19 protein-coding genes and 1 pseudogene are annotated in these 21,964 nt (G+C 72.0%); 16 read left to right on the forward strand and 4 right to left on the reverse strand.

The window, feature by feature from the left end:
- Positions 1 to 88 precede the first annotated feature (88 nt).
- Together ACWCXC_RS22530 and ACWCXC_RS22535 are read right to left on the reverse strand one after the other, a co-directional pair.
- Positions 89 to 724: pseudogene (locus ACWCXC_RS22530) on the reverse strand (MBL fold metallo-hydrolase); the annotation flags it as partial.
- A 10-nt stretch (positions 725 to 734) separates the two neighbouring features.
- The gene (locus ACWCXC_RS22535) at positions 735 to 1,424 is read right to left on the reverse strand and encodes a maleylpyruvate isomerase family mycothiol-dependent enzyme (protein WP_450890364.1); all 690 of its coding nucleotides are present in this window, start codon (positions 1,422 to 1,424) and stop codon (positions 735 to 737) included.
- Between the two features lie 174 nt (positions 1,425 to 1,598).
- On the opposite strand from ACWCXC_RS22535, the gene uvrA reads away from it, so the two are divergent.
- Both uvrA and ACWCXC_RS22545 read left to right on the forward strand, forming a co-directional pair.
- On the forward strand, positions 1,599 to 4,631 hold the full coding sequence (gene uvrA / locus ACWCXC_RS22540; protein WP_450686069.1) for an excinuclease ABC subunit UvrA: 3,033 nt from the start codon (positions 1,599 to 1,601) through the stop codon (positions 4,629 to 4,631).
- Positions 4,632 to 4,915: 284 nt separating this feature from the next.
- A complete protein-coding gene (locus ACWCXC_RS22545) occupies positions 4,916 to 5,344 on the forward strand; it encodes a Rieske (2Fe-2S) protein (RefSeq protein WP_450685396.1) in 429 nt (142 codons plus the stop codon).
- 256 nt (positions 5,345 to 5,600) lie between these two features.
- On the opposite strand, the gene ACWCXC_RS22550 is transcribed toward ACWCXC_RS22545, so the two are convergent.
- A complete protein-coding gene (locus ACWCXC_RS22550; RefSeq protein WP_450685395.1) occupies positions 5,601 to 6,527 on the reverse strand; it encodes a hypothetical protein in 927 nt (308 codons plus the stop codon).
- 230 nt (positions 6,528 to 6,757) lie between these two features.
- Between ACWCXC_RS22550 and ACWCXC_RS22555 the strand changes: the two genes are divergently transcribed.
- From ACWCXC_RS22555 to ACWCXC_RS22620, 14 genes are all read left to right on the forward strand, one after another.
- Positions 6,758 to 7,390: a papain-like cysteine protease family protein gene (locus ACWCXC_RS22555; RefSeq protein ID WP_450890365.1), complete on the forward strand. Its 633-nt coding sequence runs from the start codon at positions 6,758 to 6,760 to the stop codon at positions 7,388 to 7,390.
- A gap of 4 nt (positions 7,391 to 7,394) precedes the next feature.
- Complete coding sequence (locus ACWCXC_RS22560; RefSeq protein ID WP_450890366.1) at positions 7,395 to 8,255, forward strand: hypothetical protein; 861 nt, start codon at positions 7,395 to 7,397, stop codon at positions 8,253 to 8,255.
- Positions 8,256 to 8,454: 199 nt separating this feature from the next.
- Positions 8,455 to 10,530 carry an excinuclease ABC subunit UvrC gene (gene uvrC / locus ACWCXC_RS22565; protein ID WP_450890367.1) on the forward strand — a complete coding sequence of 692 codons (2,076 nt, stop codon included), beginning with the start codon at positions 8,455 to 8,457 and terminating at the stop codon, positions 10,528 to 10,530.
- A complete protein-coding gene (gene rapZ / locus ACWCXC_RS22570; RefSeq protein ID WP_450685391.1) occupies positions 10,527 to 11,492 on the forward strand; it encodes an RNase adapter RapZ in 966 nt (321 codons plus the stop codon). The genes uvrC and rapZ overlap by 4 nt, the downstream gene beginning before the upstream one ends.
- Positions 11,489 to 12,523 (forward strand): gluconeogenesis factor YvcK family protein, encoded by a 1,035-nt coding sequence (locus ACWCXC_RS22575; protein WP_450685390.1) that lies wholly within the window; start codon positions 11,489 to 11,491, stop codon positions 12,521 to 12,523. Before rapZ ends, ACWCXC_RS22575 begins: the two co-directional genes overlap by 4 nt.
- The gene (gene whiA, locus ACWCXC_RS22580) at positions 12,514 to 13,503 is read left to right on the forward strand and encodes a DNA-binding protein WhiA (protein WP_030919772.1); all 990 of its coding nucleotides are present in this window, start codon (positions 12,514 to 12,516) and stop codon (positions 13,501 to 13,503) included. The genes ACWCXC_RS22575 and whiA overlap by 10 nt, the downstream gene beginning before the upstream one ends.
- Before the next feature lie 260 nt (positions 13,504 to 13,763).
- Positions 13,764 to 14,774, forward strand: coding sequence for a type I glyceraldehyde-3-phosphate dehydrogenase (gene gap / locus ACWCXC_RS22585; protein WP_073968324.1), 1,011 nt, complete (start codon positions 13,764 to 13,766; stop codon positions 14,772 to 14,774).
- 108 nt (positions 14,775 to 14,882) lie between these two features.
- Complete coding sequence (locus tag ACWCXC_RS22590) at positions 14,883 to 16,094, forward strand: phosphoglycerate kinase (protein ID WP_450685389.1); 1,212 nt, start codon at positions 14,883 to 14,885, stop codon at positions 16,092 to 16,094.
- 6 nt (positions 16,095 to 16,100) lie between these two features.
- The gene (tpiA, locus tag ACWCXC_RS22595; protein ID WP_450685388.1) at positions 16,101 to 16,889 is read left to right on the forward strand and encodes a triose-phosphate isomerase; all 789 of its coding nucleotides are present in this window, start codon (positions 16,101 to 16,103) and stop codon (positions 16,887 to 16,889) included.
- Positions 16,890 to 17,001: 112 nt separating this feature from the next.
- Positions 17,002 to 17,238 (forward strand): preprotein translocase subunit SecG, encoded by a 237-nt coding sequence (gene secG / locus ACWCXC_RS22600; protein WP_383643920.1) that lies wholly within the window; start codon positions 17,002 to 17,004, stop codon positions 17,236 to 17,238.
- A 110-nt stretch (positions 17,239 to 17,348) separates the two neighbouring features.
- Positions 17,349 to 17,684 carry an RNA polymerase-binding protein RbpA gene (locus tag ACWCXC_RS22605; RefSeq protein ID WP_383643923.1) on the forward strand — a complete coding sequence of 112 codons (336 nt, stop codon included), beginning with the start codon at positions 17,349 to 17,351 and terminating at the stop codon, positions 17,682 to 17,684.
- A 166-nt stretch (positions 17,685 to 17,850) separates the two neighbouring features.
- The gene (gene pgi, locus ACWCXC_RS22610) at positions 17,851 to 19,503 is read left to right on the forward strand and encodes a glucose-6-phosphate isomerase (RefSeq protein WP_450890368.1); all 1,653 of its coding nucleotides are present in this window, start codon (positions 17,851 to 17,853) and stop codon (positions 19,501 to 19,503) included.
- Between the two features lie 4 nt (positions 19,504 to 19,507).
- Positions 19,508 to 20,011 carry a PH domain-containing protein gene (locus ACWCXC_RS22615; protein ID WP_450685386.1) on the forward strand — a complete coding sequence of 168 codons (504 nt, stop codon included), beginning with the start codon at positions 19,508 to 19,510 and terminating at the stop codon, positions 20,009 to 20,011.
- Positions 20,008 to 21,528 carry a PH domain-containing protein gene (locus tag ACWCXC_RS22620; protein ID WP_450890369.1) on the forward strand — a complete coding sequence of 507 codons (1,521 nt, stop codon included), beginning with the start codon at positions 20,008 to 20,010 and terminating at the stop codon, positions 21,526 to 21,528. The genes ACWCXC_RS22615 and ACWCXC_RS22620 overlap by 4 nt, the downstream gene beginning before the upstream one ends.
- Positions 21,529 to 21,534: 6 nt before the next feature.
- On the opposite strand, the gene ACWCXC_RS22625 is transcribed toward ACWCXC_RS22620, so the two are convergent.
- Positions 21,535 to 21,900 carry a VOC family protein gene (locus ACWCXC_RS22625; protein ID WP_450685384.1) on the reverse strand — a complete coding sequence of 122 codons (366 nt, stop codon included), beginning with the start codon at positions 21,898 to 21,900 and terminating at the stop codon, positions 21,535 to 21,537.
- Positions 21,901 to 21,964 lie beyond the last annotated feature (64 nt).

The raw sequence follows: 21,964 nt of genomic DNA on the forward strand, positions 1-21,964 counted from the left end.
CGCACGTCGGCCGTGTTGGGGGAGTCGACCTCGGCCTCCTTGGCGGCCTGCGAGGGCGAGAGGGTCCGCGCGGGCTCGCCGGGCCGGCCTCCGGAAGATGCGGGCGCTCGGCGCCGAGCGTGGTGTCGCCGCCGTGCCCCGGGTAGACCCAGGTCTCGTCCGGCAGCGCGTCGAAGAGCTTGGTCTCCACGTCGTGCAGCAGGCGCGCGAAGGCGTCGGCGTCCCCGCGGGTGTTGCCGACTCCGCCGGGGAAGAGGCAGTCGCCGGTGAACAGGTGCGGAGCCCCGTGCGGATCGTCGTAGACCAGCGCGATCGAGCCGGGGGTGTGGCCGGTCAGATGGCGGGCGGTCAGCGCCACCTCGCCCACCAGGACGGTGTCGCCGTCCTCGACCAGCACCTCCGTGGGGACCTCGATGCCCTCGGCGTCGTAGCGGCCGGCGTACGTCCGCGCACCGGTCGTCGCGACCACCTCGGCCAGGGCCCGCCAGTGGTCGCGGTGCCGGTGGGTGGTGACGACCGAGGCGATCGAGTCGTCACCGATCAGCCGCAGCAGCGTCCCGGCCTCGGCGGCCGCGTCGATCAGCAGCTGCTCGCCCGTGGCCCGGCACCGCAGCAGATAGGCGTTGTTGTCCATCGGCCCGACCGCGACCTTGGAAATCATCAGATCCGTCAGCTCGTGCACATCCGCGCGCCCGCCGACCTTCACCGCTCCGCTGTACGTCACGCATATCACCCTATAGCGGAGGAAGTGCGGGCAGCGATCCGCCGTCGACCGTGAGGGCCGAGCCGTCCCGCCGGCCGCTGAGCCAGCCCAGCAGCTCCGTCGCCGAGCCGCGCACCCCGACCGGACCGCCCTCGGCGCCGCCGCCCGTCGTCCAGGTGCGGCCCGTGCCGTCGGCCAGTGCGGTCGACACGACCGAGGGGTGCCCGGCGAACCGCTCGGCCAGGAAGTCGATCTCCCGCGCGGTGAACTCCTCCGGCAGGTCCTCCAGCTCGTAGCCGATCCCCAGGTCGACATGGTGCAGATCGACCTCGACCCAGCGGCGGAACGGGATCCGGGACGCGGAGTCCGTCACACCGTTGCGCAGCTCCACCGTGCGCGACCAGTCCGCCGGAACGGCCGCGGCCGCCGCGAAGCGCTCCGCGCTCGCGGTCAGGTCGGCCTGCTGCTCCGCGTGGGGGCGGCGGGCGTCGCGCTCGATGTCCCGGTCGCGGGTTTCGCTGTCTGCGTACATCGGCCGGCCCCGGAGAACATTTACCAGCGCGTCGGCGTTACGTGACAGGTGGGCGACGACATGGTTCCTGCTCCAGCCCGGCAGACGCGAGGGTGCGGCGAGGGCCGCGTCGTCCAGTTTTCCCGTGGCGCTGAGCAGTCGATCGGTCGCTTCCCGAAGTGCGGCCAGGTCGTGCGCGTGATCATTCATGGCCCCGAGCGTAGTGCCGCCACTCATTCGGGTGAAGGAGTCTTCAACCGTCCGTAAATCGAATGCGCGTGCTATACGCTCGAAGTCGAAAGCTTCCTACACCGCTGTGGCGCCCCCCATACCCTGGGCAGGGGCTCAGTTCCCCCGCTTCTCTCTAGAAAGGTGCGGACCGGCGTGGCCGACCGTCTCATCGTCCGTGGCGCTCGCGAGCACAACCTCAAGAACGTCTCGCTCGACCTTCCCCGCGACTCCCTGATCGTCTTCACCGGGCTCTCCGGGTCGGGCAAGTCGTCGCTCGCGTTCGACACGATCTTCGCCGAGGGCCAGCGGCGCTACGTGGAGTCCCTCTCCTCGTACGCCCGCCAGTTCCTCGGGCAGATGGACAAGCCGGACGTCGACTTCATCGAGGGCCTCTCGCCCGCCGTCTCCATCGACCAGAAGTCGACCTCGCGCAACCCGCGCTCGACGGTCGGCACGATCACCGAGGTCTACGACTACCTCCGGCTGCTCTTCGCCCGCATCGGCAAGCCGCACTGCCCCGAGTGCCACCGGCCGATCTCCCGCCAGTCGCCGCAGGCCATCGTGGACAAGGTCCTCGGCCTGCCCGAGGGCAGCCGCTTCCAGGTGCTCTCGCCGCTGGTGCGCGAGCGCAAGGGCGAGTTCGTGGACCTCTTCTCCGATCTCCAGACCAAGGGGTACAGCCGGGCCAGGGTCGACGGCACGACCATCCAGCTCGCCGAGCCGCCCACGCTCAAGAAGCAGGAGAAGCACACCATCGAGGTGGTCGTCGACCGCCTCACCGTCAAGGACAGCGCCAAGCGCCGGCTGACCGACTCCGTCGAGACCGCGCTGGGCCTCTCCGGCGGCATGGTCGTGCTCGACTTCGTCGACCTCCCCGAGGACGACCCCGAGCGCGAGCGGATGTACTCGGAGCACCTCTACTGCCCGTACGACGACCTCTCCTTCGAGGAGCTGGAGCCGCGCTCCTTCTCCTTCAACTCGCCGTTCGGCGCCTGCCCCGACTGCACGGGCATCGGCACCCGCATGGAGGTCGACCCGGAGCTGATCGTCCCGGACGAGGAGAAGTCCCTCGACGAGGGCGCCATCCACCCCTGGTCCCACGGCCACACCAAGGAGTACTTCGGCCGCCAGATCCGGGCCCTGGCCGACGCCCTCGGCTTCCGTACGGACATCCCCTGGGCCGGGCTGCCCCAGCGCGCCAAGAAGGCGCTGCTCTTCGGTCACAAGATCCAGACCGAGGTGCGCTACCGCAACCGCTACGGGCGCGAGCGCGCCTACACCACGCCGTCCTTCGAGGGCGCCGTCCAGTTCGTCAAGCGGCGCCACTCCGAGGCCGAGAGCGACTCCAGCCGGGAGCGCTTCGAGGGCTACATGCGCGAGGTGCCCTGCCCCACCTGCGAGGGGACCCGCCTCAAGCCGATCGTCCTGGCGGTCACGGTGATGGAGAAGTCCATCGCCGAGGTCTCCGCCATGTCGATCAGCGAGTGCGCCGAGTTCCTGGGCCGGCTGAAGCTGAACGCCCGCGACAAGAAGATCGCCGAGCGGGTGCTGAAGGAGGTCAACGAGCGGCTGAAGTTCCTGGTCGACGTGGGCCTGGACTATCTCTCGCTCAACCGCGCGGCCGGCACCCTGTCCGGCGGCGAGGCCCAGCGCATCCGGCTCGCCACCCAGATCGGCTCCGGCCTGGTCGGCGTCCTCTATGTGCTGGACGAGCCCTCCATCGGCCTGCACCAGCGGGACAACCACCGGCTGATCGAGACCCTGGTCCGCCTGCGCGACATGGGCAACACGCTCATCGTCGTCGAGCACGACGAGGACACCATCAAGATCGCCGACTGGGTCGTCGACATCGGCCCCGGTGCCGGCGAGCACGGCGGCAAGGTGGTCCACTCCGGATCGCTCAAGGAGCTGCTGGCCAACGACAAGTCGATCACCGGCCAGTATCTGAGCGGCAAGAAGGCGATCGCCACCCCCGAGGTGCGGCGCCCGGTCGACCCCTCGCGACTGCTCACGGTGCACGGCGCCCGGGAGAACAACCTCCGGGACATCGACGTCTCCTTCCCGCTCGGCGTCCTCACCGCCGTCACCGGCGTCTCCGGATCCGGCAAGTCGACCCTGGTCAACGACATCCTCTACACCCATCTGGCCCGCGAGCTGAACGGTGCCAAGTCGGTGCCCGGCCGCCACACCCGGGTCGACGGTGACGATCTGGTCGACAAGGTGGTGCACGTCGACCAGTCGCCCATCGGCCGTACGCCGCGCTCCAACCCGGCGACGTACACCGGCGTCTTCGACCATGTCCGCAAGCTGTTCGCGGAGACGATGGAGGCCAAGGTCCGCGGCTATCTGCCGGGCCGGTTCTCCTTCAACGTCAAGGGCGGCCGCTGCGAGAACTGCTCCGGCGACGGCACGATCAAGATCGAGATGAACTTCCTGCCGGACGTCTACGTCCCGTGCGAGGTCTGCCACGGAGCGCGCTACAACCGGGAGACCCTGGAGGTCCACTACAAGGGCAAGTCCATCGCCGAGGTGCTGGACATGCCGATCGAGGAGGGCCTGGAGTTCTTCGAGGCCGTCCCGACCATCGCCCGCCATCTGCGCACGCTCAACGAGGTCGGTCTGGGGTACGTGCGGCTCGGCCAGCCCGCGCCGACGCTCTCCGGCGGTGAGGCCCAGCGCGTGAAGCTGGCGAGCGAGCTGCAGAAGCGCTCCACCGGGCGGACGGTCTACGTTCTGGACGAGCCCACCACCGGTCTGCACTTCGAGGACATCTCCAAGCTGATCCAGGTGCTCTCCGGCCTGGTCGACAAGGGCAACTCGGTGATCGTCATCGAGCACAACCTCGATGTCGTCAAGACGGCGGACTGGGTCATCGACATGGGGCCCGAGGGTGGCAGCGGCGGCGGTCTGGTCGTCGCCGAGGGCACCCCGGAGCATGTGGCGTCCGTCCCCGCCAGCCACACCGGGAAGTTCCTCCAGGACATCCTGGACGCCGACCGCGTGAGCGAGGCGGCGGCGCTCCCGGCCCCGAGGAAGACCGGCCGGAAGACGGCCGCCTCGGCGGCCCCGGCCAAGAAGGCCGCCGCGAAGAAGACGGCGGCCAAGAAGACCGCGACGGCCGCGGCGAAGAAGGCCGCGACCGGGAAGACCGCGGCGAAGAAGGCGACCCGGGCCCGCAAGGCCTGACCCCGGGAGCGCCCGGCGGCGGAGGGCGACCCCGGCCCCGGCCCGTGGACGGACGCCCCGGCCCCCGGCCCATGGACATCCACGGGCCGGGGGCCGTGGCGTCCGTCGCCCCGACAGCGTCCGCCACTCCGGCGTGGCCGCCACTCCGGCGTGGCCGCCACCCCGGCGCGGTCGCCTCCTCCGCCGCCGGTATCGTCGGTTCCGTCACCGATGCCCGCCGTCGCCCCGGGTGCCCGGACATCGCCGACCCCCTGCCCCGCAGCCCCGAGACCCGTGGAGACCGCATGTCCGGCCAGCCCGCCGCCCGCCGCACCGTGCTGAAGGGCGCCGCCCTCGCGGGCGTCGCCGGTCTCGGCGCCGCCGCCTGCTCGACCGACTCCAAGCTGGGACACGCCAAGTCGCCGACCCCCACCGCGCCGGTCGAGCTGGGCGCCCCGGACGAGATCCCGGTCGGCCAGTCCAAGCTCTACCGCGAGCAGCGCGTCATCGTCAGCTGCCCGGCCAAGGGCGAGTTCAAGGGCTTCAGCGCCCAGTGCACCCACGCGGGCTGCCTGCTGGACCGGGTCGAGAAGAACGAGGGCCACTGCCCCTGCCACGGCAGCCTCTTCGACACCACCACCGGCAAGGCCCTGCACGGCCCGGCGACCGTGCCGCTGCCCTCCGTCCCGGTCCGGGTCGAGGGCGGCAAGCTGATCGCCGGCCCCGACGCCTGAGACCCCCCGCCGCGCGGGCCGCCCGGCTCCGGTCGCTCGCGGTCCGGGTCGCCCCGGCCGCAGCCACTCACGCCCCGGGCCACCCGCCAGGGCCGCCCGGCTCCGGTCGCTCACGGCCCGGCTCGCCCGCCGTCCCGGTCACTCGGGGCCCGGTCGCCCAGGGCCCCGTCACTCACGCCCCCGGCCACCTGCTGCCTCCTCTTTCTCGGCCCCCGGCCCCGGTCACTCGGGGCCCCGGCGGCGGGCTTCCGCCCCGTCACTCCCAGTCCCAGTCGATCCCGACCAGCCCCGGACGCACCCCCTGCTCCACCAGGTGCACCGTCCGGTGGCGGCCGCTGAGGGTGAGGTCGGAGCGGGCACCGCGCGGGGCCCCCGCCGAGACCTGAGCGAAGCGCCGGCACCGTACCGGTAGCGCCGCCTCGTCGAAGCCGACCTGGAGCACGTACTGTCCGCCGCCGAAGCTGAAGCCGCGGACGTACTCGCCGCACGGCCCGCCCGTGCCGTCCTCGAAGCCGTAGCCGAAGAGGTACGTCTCGCCGGCCCGCAGCCGGGTGTCGAAGAGCAGCTCGGCGACCAGCACCCCGCACTCCGCGTCCCAGCGGACCCGTCCGGTCCGGCAGTTCTCCCGGGCGGAGACCGTGACCCGGGCCGGGTCGCAGCCCGCGTCGCCCCGGTAGACGGCCAGATAGCGGTCGATCCCGTCGCGATGGGCGCGTACGACGTGCTGCGAGGTCCGGCGCTGGAGCCGGCGGCCGGGCCCGATCCGTACCCGCTCCTGGTGACCGACCGTGTGCAGCCCGCCGTCCGCCGGTGACTCCATGGCGGCCAGCAGCCGCTCCACCGCCCCGGACCCCTCCACCAGCGAGCGGTACGAGCGGGCCGGCGGGCGCTCGGACTCGGCGCGGGACTCCCCGGTGTCCAGCAGCCCGAGCAGCGAGTTCTCCGGCAGCCGCAACACCTCCTCCAGTGCCTTCACGGCCCGCAGGGACTCCGGACGCTGCGGGCGCCGGGCCCCCTGCTGCCAGTAGCTCAGGCTGGTCACCCCGACCTTGACCCCGCGGTGCGCGAGATGGTGCTGCACCCGCTGGAGCGGCAGCCCGCGCACCGAGAGCGCGGTGCGCAGCGCCAGATGGAACGGGCCGGTGTGCAGCACCTGCGCCAGTTCGGCCTCGGTGTGCTGCATGGGTCCTCCAGGTGAACGTTCACGACGGGCGGGCGGGCGGCCGCACCGGGGGACTGCGGGGCCGCAGGTGGACGGGGCGGCGCGTTCACGCACCCGCCACCGGCATTCACACCGCGGTGTTTCCCCGCATTGAAGCGCGTTGACCCGTTCCCGACAACGGTTGATGCTCCTCGACAGCGTCCGGACGCGCTCCTGAAACCCCCACCCCGTCCCACCACGGGAGGATCGACATGCGCAACCGAAGAGCACGAGGACTGCGGCGGTCGGTGACCGTCGTACTCACGGCCCTGCTGCTCACCGCCCCCGCGGTCACCGCGACCGCCACCGCCGCCGACCGCACCACCGCCGAACACACCGCCGCCGCGCCGGCCGCCGCCCTCGCCGCCACCCAGCGCCTGAACATCACCATGCAGGCCCAGCAGAAGAGCAACTGGTGCTGGGCCGCCTCCGGCAACACCATCGCCACCTGGTACGGCCGGTCCTACTCGCAGAACCAGTTCTGCAACGCCGCCTTCGGCCGCGCCCAGGGCTACGAGTGCCCCAACTCGCAGGCCACCCTCGGCAACGTCCAGGACGGCCTCTACTGGGCCGGCATCAACCCCGGCTCGTACGTCAACGGCTGGCTCCGCTACCCGACCGTGCAGGCCGAGATCGCCGCGGGCCGCCCGGTCGAGACCCGGATCCAGTGGTCCTCCGGCGGCGGCCACATGCACGTCCTGTACGGCTACGACGACTCCGGGAGCTGGGTCTACTGGGGCGACCCCTGGCCCTCCAGCAACCGCTACAACTGGGCCTCCCACGCCTGGTACGTGAACAACAACGAGTTCTCCTGGACCCACTCCCTCTACCGGATCGGGGCGTGACGGCATGACCTCCCTCCGCAGCGCACGCAATGCGCGCCCCGTCGCCGCCGCCGTCCTCGCCGGCGGCCTGCTCGCCGGGGCCGCCCTGCTCACCGCCGCCCCGCAGGCGGCGGCCGCCGACGGCCCCTCGGCCACCCCGGCGGCCCTGGAGGCCGCCCACGAGGCGGCCACCGACAGCGCCACCCTCCAGACCCTCTCCCGGTTCTTCGCCCGGGAGGGCGCCGTCAGCAGGGCGGCGGCCGCACCCCGCGTCGAAGGCGCGGCCGTGCCCGTACGCAGCCTGAACCCGGCGTTCGTCGCGGGCGAACCGGGGGCGTCCGTCGCCTCCCTCGACTACCTGGCCAGCACCGCCGTCTCCTCGGACGGGCAGAAGGCCTCCCTGTGGACACTGCCCGCACCCGACGGGAACGGGGACTGGCAGGTGGTGAACATCGCCTCCGGTGACGACGAGACCCGCTACGCGGCGGCCGGGGCCCGCGCCCTGCCCGGCGGCACCGTGTTCCGCGAACCGCAGATCGACGCCTGGTACGTCCAGAAGGGCGGCCGGGTGGTCCCGCTCGACGAGGACGCCGTGAAGGCCGTCGGCGCGCACGGCACGACGCTCGCCGCCTACCGCACCCGGGTCCGCGCCGCCTACGCCGACAAGCTCCCCGGCTCCCGCTACGCCCGCTCCGGCCGGGCCGGCGGATACGGCCCGTCCGCCGCGCCCCCGGCCCACGGCTCCGGTCCGGCCGTCGCTGCGGCCGGCTCCACCGCCCCGGGCGACGGCGCCGCCGCCACCGTGACGGCCGCCGGGACGGCCGGACTGCTCGCCCTGGGCGGGGCGGCGGTCCTGCGCCTGCGCCACCGGCGCCGCACCGGATGATCTCCGGTCCGCGCGGCCACGGACCGCGAGCCGCCGGACCGTGACGCCCGGGACCGTGCCGTCCCGCACGACGACGGCACGGTCCGCGCCTCCCCGGTGCACCGCGCCGCCGGGGCACGCGATCCCACCGCGTGCCCCGGGGGCGCGGCTCCCTTCCGGGGCACCCGCGCTGTCACTGCCCGCAAGTAGGGTGGGGACCATGGCAGACCCCTCCAGCTACCGCCCCAAGCCGGGACAGATCCCCGACTCCCCGGGGGTCTACAAATTCCGCGACGAGCACCGCCGGGTGATCTACGTCGGGAAGGCGAAGAGCCTGCGCCAGCGCCTGGCCAACTACTTCCAGGACCTCTCCGGCCTCCACCCGCGCACGCGCACGATGGTGACCACGGCCGCCTCCGTGGAGTGGACCGTCGTCGCCACCGAGGTCGAGGCGCTCCAGCTGGAGTATTCCTGGATCAAGGAGTTCGACCCCCGGTTCAACGTCAAGTACCGGGACGACAAGAGCTACCCCTACCTCGCCGTCACGCTCAACGAGGAGTTCCCGCGCGTCCAGGTCATGCGCGGCGCCAAGAAGAAGGGCGTGCGCTACTTCGGTCCGTACGGGCACGCCTGGGCGATCCGCGAGACGGTCGACCTGATGCTCCGGGTCTTCCCCGTCCGCACCTGCTCCGCCGGGGTGTTCAAGAACGCCGCCCGGACCGGCCGCCCCTGCCTTCTCGGTTACATCGGCAAGTGCTCGGCGCCCTGCGTCGGCCGCGTCACCCCCGAGGAGCACCGCGAACTGGCGGACGACTTCTGCGACTTCATGGCCGGCCGCACGGGCACGTACATCCGCCGCCTGGAGAAGGACATGATGGCGGCGGCCGAGGAGATGGAGTACGAGCGCGCGGCGCGGCTGCGCGACGACGTCGAGGCGCTGCGGCGCGCCATGGAGAAGAGCGCCGTCGTCCTCGCCGACGCCACCGACGCCGATCTGATCGCCGTCGCGGAGGACGAGCTGGAGGCCGCCGTCCAGATCTTCCACGTGCGCGGCGGCCGGGTGCGCGGCCAGCGCGGCTGGGTGACGGACAAGGTGGAGAACGTCGACACCTCCGGACTGGTCGAGCACGCGCTCCAGCAGCTCTACGGGGAGGAGAGCGGCGACTCCGTCCCCAAGGAGGTCCTGGTCCCGGCCCTTCCCGAAGACCCGGACGCGGTCTCCCAGTGGCTGGCCGGCCGCCGGGGCTCCCAGGTCAGCCTGCGCATCCCGCAGCGCGGCGACAAGAAGGACCTGATGGCCACGGTCCAGCGCAACGCCCAGCAGGCCCTCGCCCTGCACAAGACCAAGCGCGCCTCCGACCTCACCACCCGCTCCCGGGCCCTGGAGGAGATCGCCGAGGCGCTGGGCCTGGACTCCGCCCCGCTTCGGATCGAGTGCTTCGACATCTCGCACCTCCAGGGCGACGACGTCGTGGCCTCGATGGTCGTCTTCGAGGACGGTCTGGCCCGCAAGGGGGAGTACCGCCGCTTCCAGATCAAGGGCTTCGAGGGCCAGGACGACGTCCGCTCGATGCACGAGGTGATCAGCCGCCGCTTCCGCCGCTACCTCCAGGAGAAGGAGCGGACGGGCGAGTGGGAGGAGACCCCCACGGGCCCCGCCCCCACCGGCCCCGTCCCGGCCGGCCCCGCCCCCACCGGACCCGCCCCCACCGGACCCGCGCCGGCCGACGACGAGGGCGCCGGTTCCGGTGAGCCCCGCGAGGACGACGGCCGGCCCAAGCGCTTCGCCTACCCGCCCCAGCTCCTGGTGGTCGACGGCGGACAGCCCCAGGTCGCGGCGGCCAAGCGGGCCCTGGACGAGCTGGGCATCGATGACATCGCCGTCTGCGGCCTCGCCAAGCGCCTGGAGGAGGTCTGGCTGCCCGACGACGACGATCCGGTCGTCCTGCCCCGCTCCAGCGAGGGCCTCTACCTCCTCCAGCGCGTCCGCGACGAGGCGCACCGCTTCGCCATCACCTACCAGCGAGCCAAACGGGCCAAGCGCATCCGGTCCAGCCCCCTGGACGCTGTCGCGGGCCTCGGCGACACCCGGAAACAGGCTCTGATCAAGCATTTCGGCTCCGTCAAAAAGCTGAGGCAGGCGACAATCGACGAGATCTGCCAGGTTCCGGGGATAGGCCGCCGGACGGCGGAGTCCGTGGCGGCCGCCCTCGCCTCGGCCGCCCCGGCCGCGCCCGCCGTGAACACGGCGACAGGAGAGATCATGGAAGAGGACGACGGGGGCCGCACGACATGACCGAGCACGACCATGAACACGCGCACGACCGCACGGACCGAGCAGACGGAGCAGCACACGTGAGTACGGGCACCTCGACCGAGACGGCCGACAGCACGGTGGCCATCCCCGAGCTGGTGATCATCTCCGGCATGTCGGGCGCCGGGCGCAGCACCGCCGCCAAGTGTCTGGAGGACCTCGGCTGGTTCGTCGTGGACAACCTGCCGCCCGCGCTGATCCCCACCATGGTGGAGCTCGGCGCCCGCTCGCAGGGCAATGTGGCCCGGATCGCCGTCGTCGTCGACGTCCGCGGCCGGCGCTTCTTCGACAACCTGCGGGAATCCCTCGCCGACCTGGAGTCCAAGGGCGTCACCCGGCGCATCGTCTTCCTGGAGTCCTCCGACGACGCCCTGGTCCGCCGCTTCGAGTCGGTCCGCCGCCCGCACCCGCTCCAGGGCGACGGCCGCATCGTCGACGGCATCGCCGCCGAGCGCGACCTGCTGCGCGAGCTGCGCGGTGACGCCGACCTGGTGATCGACACCTCCAGCCTCAACGTCCACGAGCTGCGCGCCAAGATGGACGCCCAGTTCGCCGGCGAGGAGGAGCCGGAGCTGCGCGCCACGGTGATGTCCTTCGGCTTCAAGTACGGGCTGCCCGTCGACGCCGACCTCGTCGTGGACTGCCGCTTCCTGCCCAACCCGCACTGGGTCCCGGAGCTGCGCCCCTTCACCGGGCTCAACGAGGAGGTGTCCTCGTACGTCTTCGACCAGCCGGGCGCCAAGGAATTCCTCAACCAGTACACCGAACTGCTCCAGCTCGTCGCCGCCGGCTACCGCCGCGAGGGCAAGCGCTATGTGACCATCGCGGTCGGCTGCACCGGGGGCAAGCACCGGTCCGTGGCCATGTCGGAGAAGCTGGCGGCCCGGCTCGCCACGGAGGGGATCGAGACCGTGCTCGTACACCGGGACATGGGGCGCGAGTGACCAGTCGCACCATGCGTCTGCGCCGGCTGCGCAGAGGCGTTCCCTCGCCGCTGGGACGCACCCGCGGCGCACAGCCCAAGGTCGTCGCCCTCGGCGGCGGCATGGGCCTGTCCGCCTCCCTCACCGCGCTGCGGCGGATCACCGGCGATCTGACCGCCGTGGTCACCGTCGCCGACGACGGCGGCTCCAGCGGACGCCTCCGCGAGGAGCTGGGCGTCCTGCCGCCCGGCGACCTGCGCAAGGCGCTCGCCGCCCTGTGCGGCGACGACGCATGGGGACGCACCTGGTCCCAGGTCATCCAGCACCGCTTCCAGTCCAAGGGCGACCTCCACGAGCACGCGGTCGGCAATCTGCTGATCGTCGCCCTGTGGGAGCAGCTGGGCGACCACGTCCAGGCCCTCGACCTGGTCGGCAAGCTGCTCGGCGCGCACGGCCGGGTGCTGCCGATGTCCGCCGTGCCGCTGGAGCTCCAGGCGCTCGTCAAGGGGCACGACCCCGAGCGCCCGGAGGACGTGGACACCGTGCGCGGGCAGGCCACGGTGGCGCTCACCCCCGGCGAGGTCCAGTCGGTGCACCTGGTCCCCGCCGACCCGCCGGCCGTCCCCGAGGCGGTCGCCGCGGTGCTGGACGCGGACTGGGTGGTGCTCGGCCCCGGCTCCTGGTTCTCCTCGGTCATCCCGCACCTTCTGGTCCCCGAACTGCTGGACGCGCTGATCGAGACCAAGGCCCGCAAGGTCCTCTCGCTGAACCTCGCACCGCAACCCGGCGAAACAGATGGCTTCTCTCCGCAGCGTCATTTGGAGGTTTTGGGACGACACGCCCCTAAACTCGCCCTGGACGTGGTGCTGGCCGACGAGGCCGCCGTGCCCGACCGCGAGTCCCTCGCCGATGCCGCCAAACGGCTCGGCGCCGCGGTCGAGCTGGCGCCCGTGGCCTCACCCGACGGCGTTCCGATTCATGATCCGGAGCTGTTGGCCGCCGCGTACGACCGTATTTTTCGGATGCATGGAAGGATCGGCCCATGGCGATGACGCCAGCGGTGAAGGACGAAATCTCCCGGCTTCCCGTGACCCGTACCTGCTGCCGCAAGGCGGAGGTCTCGGCGATCCTCCGGTTCGCGGGCGGGCTGCACCTGGTGAGCGGCCGGATCGTGATCGAGGCGGAGCTGGACACCGCGATGGCGGCGCGCCGGCTCAAGCGGGACATCCTGGAGATCTTCGGGCACAGCTCGGAGCTGATCGTGATGGCCCCCGGCGGGCTGCGCCGGGGCTCGCGCTACGTCGTTCGGGTGGTGGCGGGCGGCGACCAGCTGGCCCGCCAGACCGGCCTGGTGGACGGCCGCGGCCGCCCCATCCGCGGTCTTCCCCCGCAGGTGGTCTCGGGGGCCACCTGCGACGCGGAGGCGGCCTGGCGCGGCGCCTTCCTCGCCCACGGCTCGCTCACCGAGCCGGGCCGCTCCTCCTCCCTGGAGGTGACCTGCCCCGGCCCGGAGGCCGCGCTCGCCCTGGTCGGCGCCGCCCGCCGGCTCTCCATCGCTGCGAAGGCCCGCGAGGTGCGCGGTGTGGACCGGGTCGTCGTCCGCGACGGCGACGCCATCGGCGCCCTGCTCACCCGGCTCGGCGCCCATGAGTCGGTGCTGGCCTGGGAGGAGCGCCGGATGCGCCGCGAGGTCCGCGCCACCGCCAACCGGCTCGCCAACTTCGACGACGCGAACCTCCGCCGCTCCGCCCGCGCGGCCGTCGCCGCCGGGGCCCGGGTGGGCCGCGCCCTGGAGATCCTGGGCGAGGAGGTCCCCGAGCACCTCGCGGCGGCCGGCCGGCTGCGCATGGAGCACAAGCAGGCGTCGCTGGAGGAGCTGGGCGCCCTGGCCGACCCGCCGCTCACCAAGGACGCCGTCGCCGGACGCATCCGCCGGCTGCTCGCCATGGCCGACAAGCGCGCCCAGGACCTCGGCATTCCGGGAACGGAATCCACTCTCAGCGAAGAGCTGGCCGACGGTCTGGTCGGCTGAGTCCGGCCCCCTTTTCGGCCGGTCCGCGTGGGAACGTGCCGCGCACCGGCGGTGGTTGACGCTGCGTGACCGGCGCGCCCGCCGGGAGCGGAGCGCGACGGGCCCGTACCCCTACCGGGGAGTACGGGCCCGCCGCGTTCTTACGGCCCCGCTCGATGTCACCCCGGGGGCCTCGGAAGGGTAGGGTCGTAGGCGGTCGGGGACATCCCATACAACTCGCCGGCGTCGAAAACCGGCGTACCTAACGAGGAGATCGGTTCGTGACGATCCGCGTAGGCATCAACGGCTTTGGCCGCATCGGTCGTAACTACTTCCGCGCGCTGCTGGAGCAGGGTGCGGACATCGAGATCGTGGCTGTCAACGACCTGGGTGACACCGCGACCACGGCCCACCTGCTGAAGTACGACACCATCCTGGGTCGTCTCAAGGCAGAGGTCAGCCACACCGCCGACACCATCACCGTCGACGGCCACACCATCAAGGTGCTCTCCGAGCGCAACCCGGCCGACATCCCCTGGGGTGAGCTGGGCGTCGACATCGTCATCGAGTCGACCGGCATCTTCACCAAGAAGGCCGACGCCGAGAAGCACATCGCGGGCGGCGCCAAGAAGGTCCTCATCTCGGCTCCGGCCAAGGACGAGGACATCACCATCGTGATGGGCGTCAACCAGGACAAGTACGACGCGGCCAACCACCACGTCATCTCCAACGCCTCCTGCACGACCAACTGCGTCGCGCCGATGGCCAAGGTGCTCGACGAGAACTTCGGCATCGTCAAGGGCCTGATGACGACGGTCCACGCGTACACGAACGACCAGCGCATCCTGGACTTCCCGCACTCGGACCTGCGCCGCGCCCGCGCCGCCGCCGAGAACATCATCCCGACGACCACGGGTGCCGCCAAGGCCACCGCCCTGGTCCTCCCGCAGCTCAAGGGCAAGCTCGACGGCATCGCGATGCGCGTCCCGGTCCCGACCGGTTCCGCCACCGACCTCGTCGTCACCCTCCAGCGCGAGGTCACCAAGGACGAGGTCAACGCCGCGTTCAAGAAGGCCGCCGACGACGGCGACCTGAAGGGCATCCTGTACTACACCGAGGACCCGATCGTGTCCTCGGACATCGTCAGCGACCCGGCGTCCTGCACCTTCGACTCCTCCCTGACCATGGTCCAGGAGGGCAACACGGTGAAGATCCTCGGCTGGTACGACAACGAGTGGGGCTACTCCAACCGCCTCGTCGACCTGACGGTGTTCGTCGGCGGCCAGCTCTGACCGTCGATCCGGCAGGCACCTCGATGTGAGCACGGGGCTCGAACGGCGCAACGGCGCGCCGTTCGAGCCCCGTCGCATGCTCCCTCGCCCTCCAAGGAGTCCAGACAGATGAAGACGATCGACGAACTTCTCGCCGAAGGGGTCGCCGGCAAGCGGGTATTCGTCCGCGCCGACCTCAACGTGCCGCTCAGCGGCACCACCATCACCGACGACGGCCGGATCCGCGCCGTCGAGCCGACCGTGCGGAAGCTGGCCGAGGCCGGCGCCCGGGTCGTCGTCGCCTCGCACCTGGGCCGCCCCAAGGGTGCCCCGGACCCGGCGTTCTCCCTGGCCCCCGCCGCCGCCCGGCTCGGCGAGCTGCTGGGCGCCGAGGTGGCCTTCGCGACCGACACCGTCGGCGAGTCCGCCCGCGCCACCGTCGCCGCGCTCACCGACGGCCGGGTCGCCGTCATCGAGAACCTGCGCTTCAACCCCGGCGAGACGTCCAAGGACGACGCCGAGCGCGGCGCGTTCGCCGACCGGCTGGCCGAGCTGGCCGACCTGTACGTGGGCGACGGCTTCGGCGCCGTCCACCGCAAGCACGCCTCGGTCTTCGACCTCCCCGCCCGCCTCCCGCACGCGGCCGGCGACCTGATCGCCACCGAGGTCGGCGTCCTGAAGAAGCTCACCGACGACGTGCGGCGCCCGTACGCGGTGGTGCTCGGCGGCGCCAAGGTCTCCGACAAGCTCGGCGTCATCGACCACCTGCTGGAGCGCGCCGACCGCATCCTGATCGGCGGCGGCATGGCGTACACCTTCCTCAAGGCCCAGGGCCACGAGGTCGGCAGCTCGCTGCTCCAGGAGGACCAGATCCCGGCGGTCCAGGAGTACCTGCGACGCGCCGAGGAGAAGGGCGTGGAGTTCGTCCTCCCCGTCGACGTCGTCGTCGCGCCCGCCTTCCCCGACCTCAAGACCAAGGCCCCGGCCCACCCCGACACCGTCCCCGCCGACGCCATGCCGGCCGGGCAGATGGGTCTGGACAACGGTCCGGAGACCAACAAGCTCTACGCATCGAAGCTCGCCGACGCGGCCACCGTCTTCTGGAACGGCCCGATGGGCGTCTTCGAGCACCCCGACTTCGCCGAGGGAACCCGGGCCGTCGCCCAGGCCCTCGTCGACTCCTCGGGCTTCAGCGTGGTCGGCGGTGGCGACTCGGCCGCCGCGGTCCGCATCCTGGGCTTCGACGAGAACGCGTTCGGACACATCTCGACCGGTGGCGGTGCCAGCCTCGAATACCTCGAGGGCAAGACGCTTCCCGGCCTCGCCGCTCTGGAGGACTGACCTTTCATGACTGCTACTGCCCACGGCCGGACCCCGCTGATGGCGGGCAACTGGAAGATGAACCTCAACCACCTGGAGGCCATCGCCCACGTCCAGAAGCTCGCCTTCGCCCTGGCCGACAAGGACTACGACGCCGTGGAGGTCGCCGTCCTGCCGCCCTTCACCGACCTGCGCTCCGTGCAGACGCTGGTCGACGGCGACAAGCTGAAGATCAAGTACGGCGCCCAGGACATCTCGGCGCACGACTCCGGCGCGTACACCGGTGAGATCTCCGGCCCCATGCTCGCCAAGCTGAAGTGCACCTATGTCGCGGTGGGCCACAGCGAGCGCCGCCAGTACCACGCGGAGACCGACGAGGTCTGCAACGCCAAGGTGAAGGCCGCCTTCGCGCACGGACTGACCCCGATCCTCTGCGTCGGCGAGGGCCTCGACGTCCGCAAGGCCGGTGAGCAGGTCGCGTACACCCTCGCGCAGCTCGACGGCGCGCTGAAGGACGTCCCGGCCGAGCAGGCCGAGACGATCGTCGTCGCCTACGAGCCCGTCTGGGCCATCGGCACCGGCGAGGTCGCCACCCCCGAGGACGCGCAGGAGGTCTGCGGTGCCATCCGCGTCCGCCTCGCGGAGCTGTACTCGCAGGAGCTGGCCGACGCGGTCCGCATCCAGTACGGCGGCTCGGTGAAGTCCGGCAACGTGGCCGCGATCATGGCGCAGCCCGATGTGGACGGCGCGCTGATCGGCGGTGCCGCCCTGGACGCCGACGAGTTCGTCAAGATCGTCCGCTTCCGCGACCAGTGAGTATGCGGTAGCGCGGATCCGTCGTACCCTTGCGGGGGCCAGGAGGGCACCACCTCCCGGCCCCCGTTGTTCGCATACGCAGTCCAGGATTTCCGGAAAGTAGGGACCAGCCGTGGTTTTGGCGTTCGAGATCGCCCTGATCGTCTTCAGCCTGCTGCTGATGCTGCTGGTGCTGATGCACAAGGGAAAGGGCGGCGGTCTCTCCGACATGTTCGGCGGCGGCATGCAGTCGTCCGTCGGCGGTTCCTCCGTCGCCGAGCGGAACCTCGACCGGATCACCGTGGTGGTCGGTCTGGCCTGGTTCGCGTGCATCGTCGTGCTTGGTCTGCTCATCAAGCTGGACAACTGACCCCGCGCGTGCGATTCGCCGGTGGAGGTGTAACTCCTTTCACTGGACGCGCGTTGGGCCTTACGTAGACTGGGGCATCCTCGAGCACCATCACGCAGGGAGTTACGACCGTGGCAAGTGGCAACGCGATCCGGGGAAGCCGGGTCGGAGCGGGGCCGATGGGGGAGGCCGAGCGCGGTGAGTCCGCGCCACGTCTCCGCATCTCCTTCTGGTGCTCGAACGGGCACGAGACGCAGCCGAGCTTCGCCCATGACGCGCAGGTACCGGAGACCTGGGACTGCCCGCGCTGCGGCTTCCCGGCCGGCCAGGACCAGGACAGCCCGCCGGACCCGCCGCGCACCGAGCCGTACAAGACGCATCTCGCGTACGTGCGCGAGCGGCGGAGCGATGCGGACGGCGAGGCGATCCTCGCCGAGGCCCTCGCCAAACTCCGCGGCGAGATCTGAGACGTGCCCGCATAGAAGTTCACCGGCCGGACACCCCCAGGGTGCCCGGCCGGCCCGCTTTCGCCGGGCCTCAGCCCGCCGTTGCGCCGTCCACCGCCACGATCAATTAGGTTGGAGGGGCAGCGGGGAAACTGCGGTTACGAGAAGAAGTGGGCTGATGTCCGGGATGAACGCACAAAGCCGTACCAGGCTCGACCAGACGCCGGAATGGGCGGCACTGGGCAAGCACCGTGAACAGTTCGGCACGACGCATCTGCGCGGCCTGTTCGCGGACGATCCGGAACGCGGCACCGGGTACACCCTGCGGGTCGGTGACCTCTACATCGACTACTCCAAGCACCTGGTGACCGACGAGACGCTGACGCTGCTGCGCCGTCTCGCCGAGGCCACCGACGTCGCCGGACTGCGGGACGCGATGTTCCGCGGCGACAGGATCAACACCACCGAGGACCGCGCCGTCCTGCACACCGCGCTGCGCGCCCCGCGCGGCGCCGTCGTCGAGGTCGACGGCGAGAACGTGGTGCCCGCCGTCCACGCGGTGCTCGACCGGATGGCCGCCTTCTCCGAGCGCGTCCGCTCCGGGGAGTGGACCGGCCACACCGGCAAGCCGATCAAGAACATCGTCAACGTCGGCATCGGCGGCTCCGACCTCGGCCCCGCCATGGCCTACGAGGTGCTGCGCTCCTTCACGCGGCGCGACCTCACCGTCCGCTTCGTCTCCAACGTCGACGGCGCCGACCTCCACGAGGCCGTGCACGACCTCGACCCGGCCGAGACGCTGTTCGTCATCGCGTCCAAGACCTTCACGACGATCGAGACCATCACCAACGCCACCTCCGCCAGGAACTGGCTGCTGACCGGGCTGAGGGCCGGTCAGGAAGCCGTGGCCAAGCACTTCGTGGCGCTCTCCACGAACGCGGAGAAGGTCGCGGACTTCGGCATCGACACGGCCAACATGTTCGAGTTCTGGGACTGGGTCGGCGGGCGCTACTCGTACGACTCCGCCATCGGCCTCTCCCTGATGATCGCCATCGGCCCCGACCGGTTCCGCGAGATGCTCGACGGCTTCCACCTCGTCGACGAGCACTTCCGCACCGCCCCCGCCGAGGAGAACGCCCCGCTGCTGCTGGGCCTGCTCGGCGTCTGGTACGGCGCGTTCTTCGACGCCCAGTCGCACGCCGTGCTGCCCTACAGCCACTACCTCTCCAAGTTCACCGCCTACCTCCAGCAGCTCGACATGGAGTCCAACGGCAAGTCCGTGGACCGCGACGGCAACCCCGTCGACTGGCAGACCGGACCCGTGGTCTGGGGCACCCCCGGCACCAACGGCCAGCACGCCTACTACCAGCTGATCCACCAGGGCACCAAGATCATCCCGGCGGACTTCATCGGCTTCGCCGAGCCCGTCGAGGCCCTGGAGCCCGGACTGGTCGCCCAGCACGACCTGCTGATGGCCAACTTCTTCGCCCAGACGCAGGCGCTCGCCTTCGGCAAGACCCCCGACGAGGTCCGCGCCGAGGGCGTCCCCGAAGAGCTGGTGCCGCACAAGACCTTCCGCGGCAACCACCCCACGACGACGATCCTCGCCGACCGGCTCACCCCGTCCGTGCTCGGCCAGCTCATCGCGCTCTACGAGCACAAGGTCTTCGTCCAGGGCGCCGTCTGGAACATCGACTCCTTCGACCAGTGGGGCGTCGAACTCGGCAAGGTCCTCGCCAAGCGGATCGAGCCGGTGCTCACCGGCGCCGAGGGCGCCGAGGGGCTCGACAGCTCGACGGCCGCGCTGGTCGCCGCCTACCGCGAGCGCCGGGGGCGCTGAGGCCATGCCCGAGGGGGAGGGGAGGGTACGGCTGCGGGCCCCGGCCCGCACACCGGACCCGCGGGCCGTCCGCTGGTGGCGGACCCGCTGGCTGCTGGGAACGGCGGCCCCGGTGGCCGTCCTGGCCGTGCTGGGCGCCCTGCTGGCCCCCGCCCGGTTCTGGCTGCTGCTCGCCGCCGGGGCCCTCGCGGTCCTCGGCACCGGCTGCGCCCTTCTCGTCCCCCTCTGGCGCTTCCGCACCCACCGCTGGGAGGTCACCGGCGAGGCCGTGTACGTGCGCACGGGGGTGCTGTGGCAGGAGTGGCGGATCGCGCCGATGTCCCGGATCCAGACCGTGGACACCGTGCGCGGCCCCCTCGAACAGCTCCACCGCCTCGCCACCGTCACCGTCACCACCGCCTCCGCCCACGGCGAGCTCCGCATCGCGGGCCTCGACCACGAACACGCGGCGGACCTGGCCGAACAGCTGACCAGGATCACCCAGGACACCCCCGGCGACGCCACATGAGCACCCCCGCGCCGCCCGGCGACTGGCGGGCGCTCGACCGCCGCACCATCGGGCTCACTGCCCTGGTCACCGCCGGGGTGGCGGCCGGCGCCGCCGTGCCGACCACGCTCGGACTCGCCGGCCGCCTCGGCACCGGCCCCGCCCTCGCCTGGGTGCTGGCCGGCGCGGCCGTGCTGATCTCCGGCAGCGCGGGCGCCGACCTGGTGCGCTGGCGCCGCACCCGCTACCGCGTCACCACCGACCGGGTCGAACTCCACACCGGTCTGCTGCTCGTCAAGAAGCGCTCCCTGGCCCGGGATCGCATCCGCAGCGTCGACCTCACCGCCCACCCCGTCCAGCGCGTCCTCGGACTGGTCACCGTCCGCATCGGCACCGGCGAGCAGAGCGGCGGCGACTCCACCCTCGAACTCGACCCGGTCGCCCGCGCCGAGGGCGAACGGCTCCGCCGGGCCCTGCTGGAACGGCACGTGGGCGGGACCCCCGGCCACCACCGCGAGGGCGAACTCGTCACGCTCGACCCGCGCTGGATCCGCTACGCGCCCGTCTCCTTCGTCGCCCCCGCGCTCGGCGGCGCCGCGCTCGGCGCGGTGCTCCAGGTCAGCGACTGGTTCGGCGCCCAGGGCCGGGTCATCGCCTGGGCCGGGGAACGGTTCCGCGAGTCCTCGCCGCTCACCGTCGTCGTAGTCGTCGCGTCGGCCGCCCTGCTCGCCGGGGTCGTCGGCGCCCTGGGCCTGTGGGTCGAGATGTGGTGGAACTACCGGCTGGAGCGCGAGCCGGGCGGCACCCTGCGCATCCGCCGCGGACTGTTCACCTCCCGGTCCGTCTCCGTGGAGGAGCGCCGGCTGCGCGGCGTCGACCTCGTCGAACCGCTCGGCGTACGCCTCCTGGGCGCCGCCCGCCTCGACGCCATCACCACCGGCCTGGCCAAGGACGAGGAGGACCAGCACGGCGGCGACCGCAATACCCTGCTGCCCCCGGCGCCCCGGCCCCTCGCCGACGGCCTCGCCGCGGCCGTGCTGCGCGAGGACACCTCCCCGACCGCCACTCCGCTCACCGCGCACCCGCCCGCCGCGTCCGGACGCCGGCTGCGCCGGGCCCTGTGGGCCGTCCTGCTCCCCGTGGCCGTCCTCGCGGTCCTCGGCGCCCTGCTGACCCCCGTCCTGCTGTGGACCGCGCTGGGCTGCGCCGTCGCCGGACTGCCCGGGGGACTGCTGCTGGCACGCGAGGCGTACCGGAGCCTCGGCCACGGAATCGGCGGCGGCTACCTGGTCACCCGCTCCGGCGCGCTGCGCCGCTCCACCGCCGCGCTGGAACGGGCCGGGGTGATCGGCTGGACGGTCCGCCGGACGTACTTCCAGCGGCGCGCCGGCCTCCTGAACGTCACCGCCACGACGGCCGCCGGAGCGGGCGCCTACACCGTGTACGACGCCGACGCGTCCGAAGGGCTCACCTTCGCGTCGGAGGCCGTTCCGGGGCTGCTGGAGCCCTTCCTGGAGCCCGTCCCGCCGGGGGAGTGAGGCCGGTCAGCCGCCGTGCGTCGTGTCGATGACGCAGAAGCGATTGCCCTCGGTATCGGCCAGCACCACGAAATCCGGATCCTCCGGATACCGCTCCCACGCCGTCTCCGCGGCCCCGAGCGCGAGCAGCCGCGCCACCTCGGCGTCCTGCTCCTCCGTGTACAGGTCGAGGTGGACCCGGGGGACCTCCTGGACGGGCGAGCCGCTGAGCCCCAGGGAGAGCCCCGGACCCGGCTTCCCGTCGGCGGGCACCAGCACCACCCAGTCCTCCGTCGCCGGCTCGCGCTCGACATAGCCGAGCGCCGCCTTCCAGAAGGCCGCCGCGCGTCGTACGTCGGACGCGCCCATCACCACCGATCCGATGCGCACCATGGGCCGACCCTCTCACGCGGGCGGGCCCGGTCCGCCCCGCACCGGGGGCGGACCGGGCCCGTAC

The sequence above is a fragment of the Streptomyces sp. NPDC001515 genome (assembly GCF_053597115.1).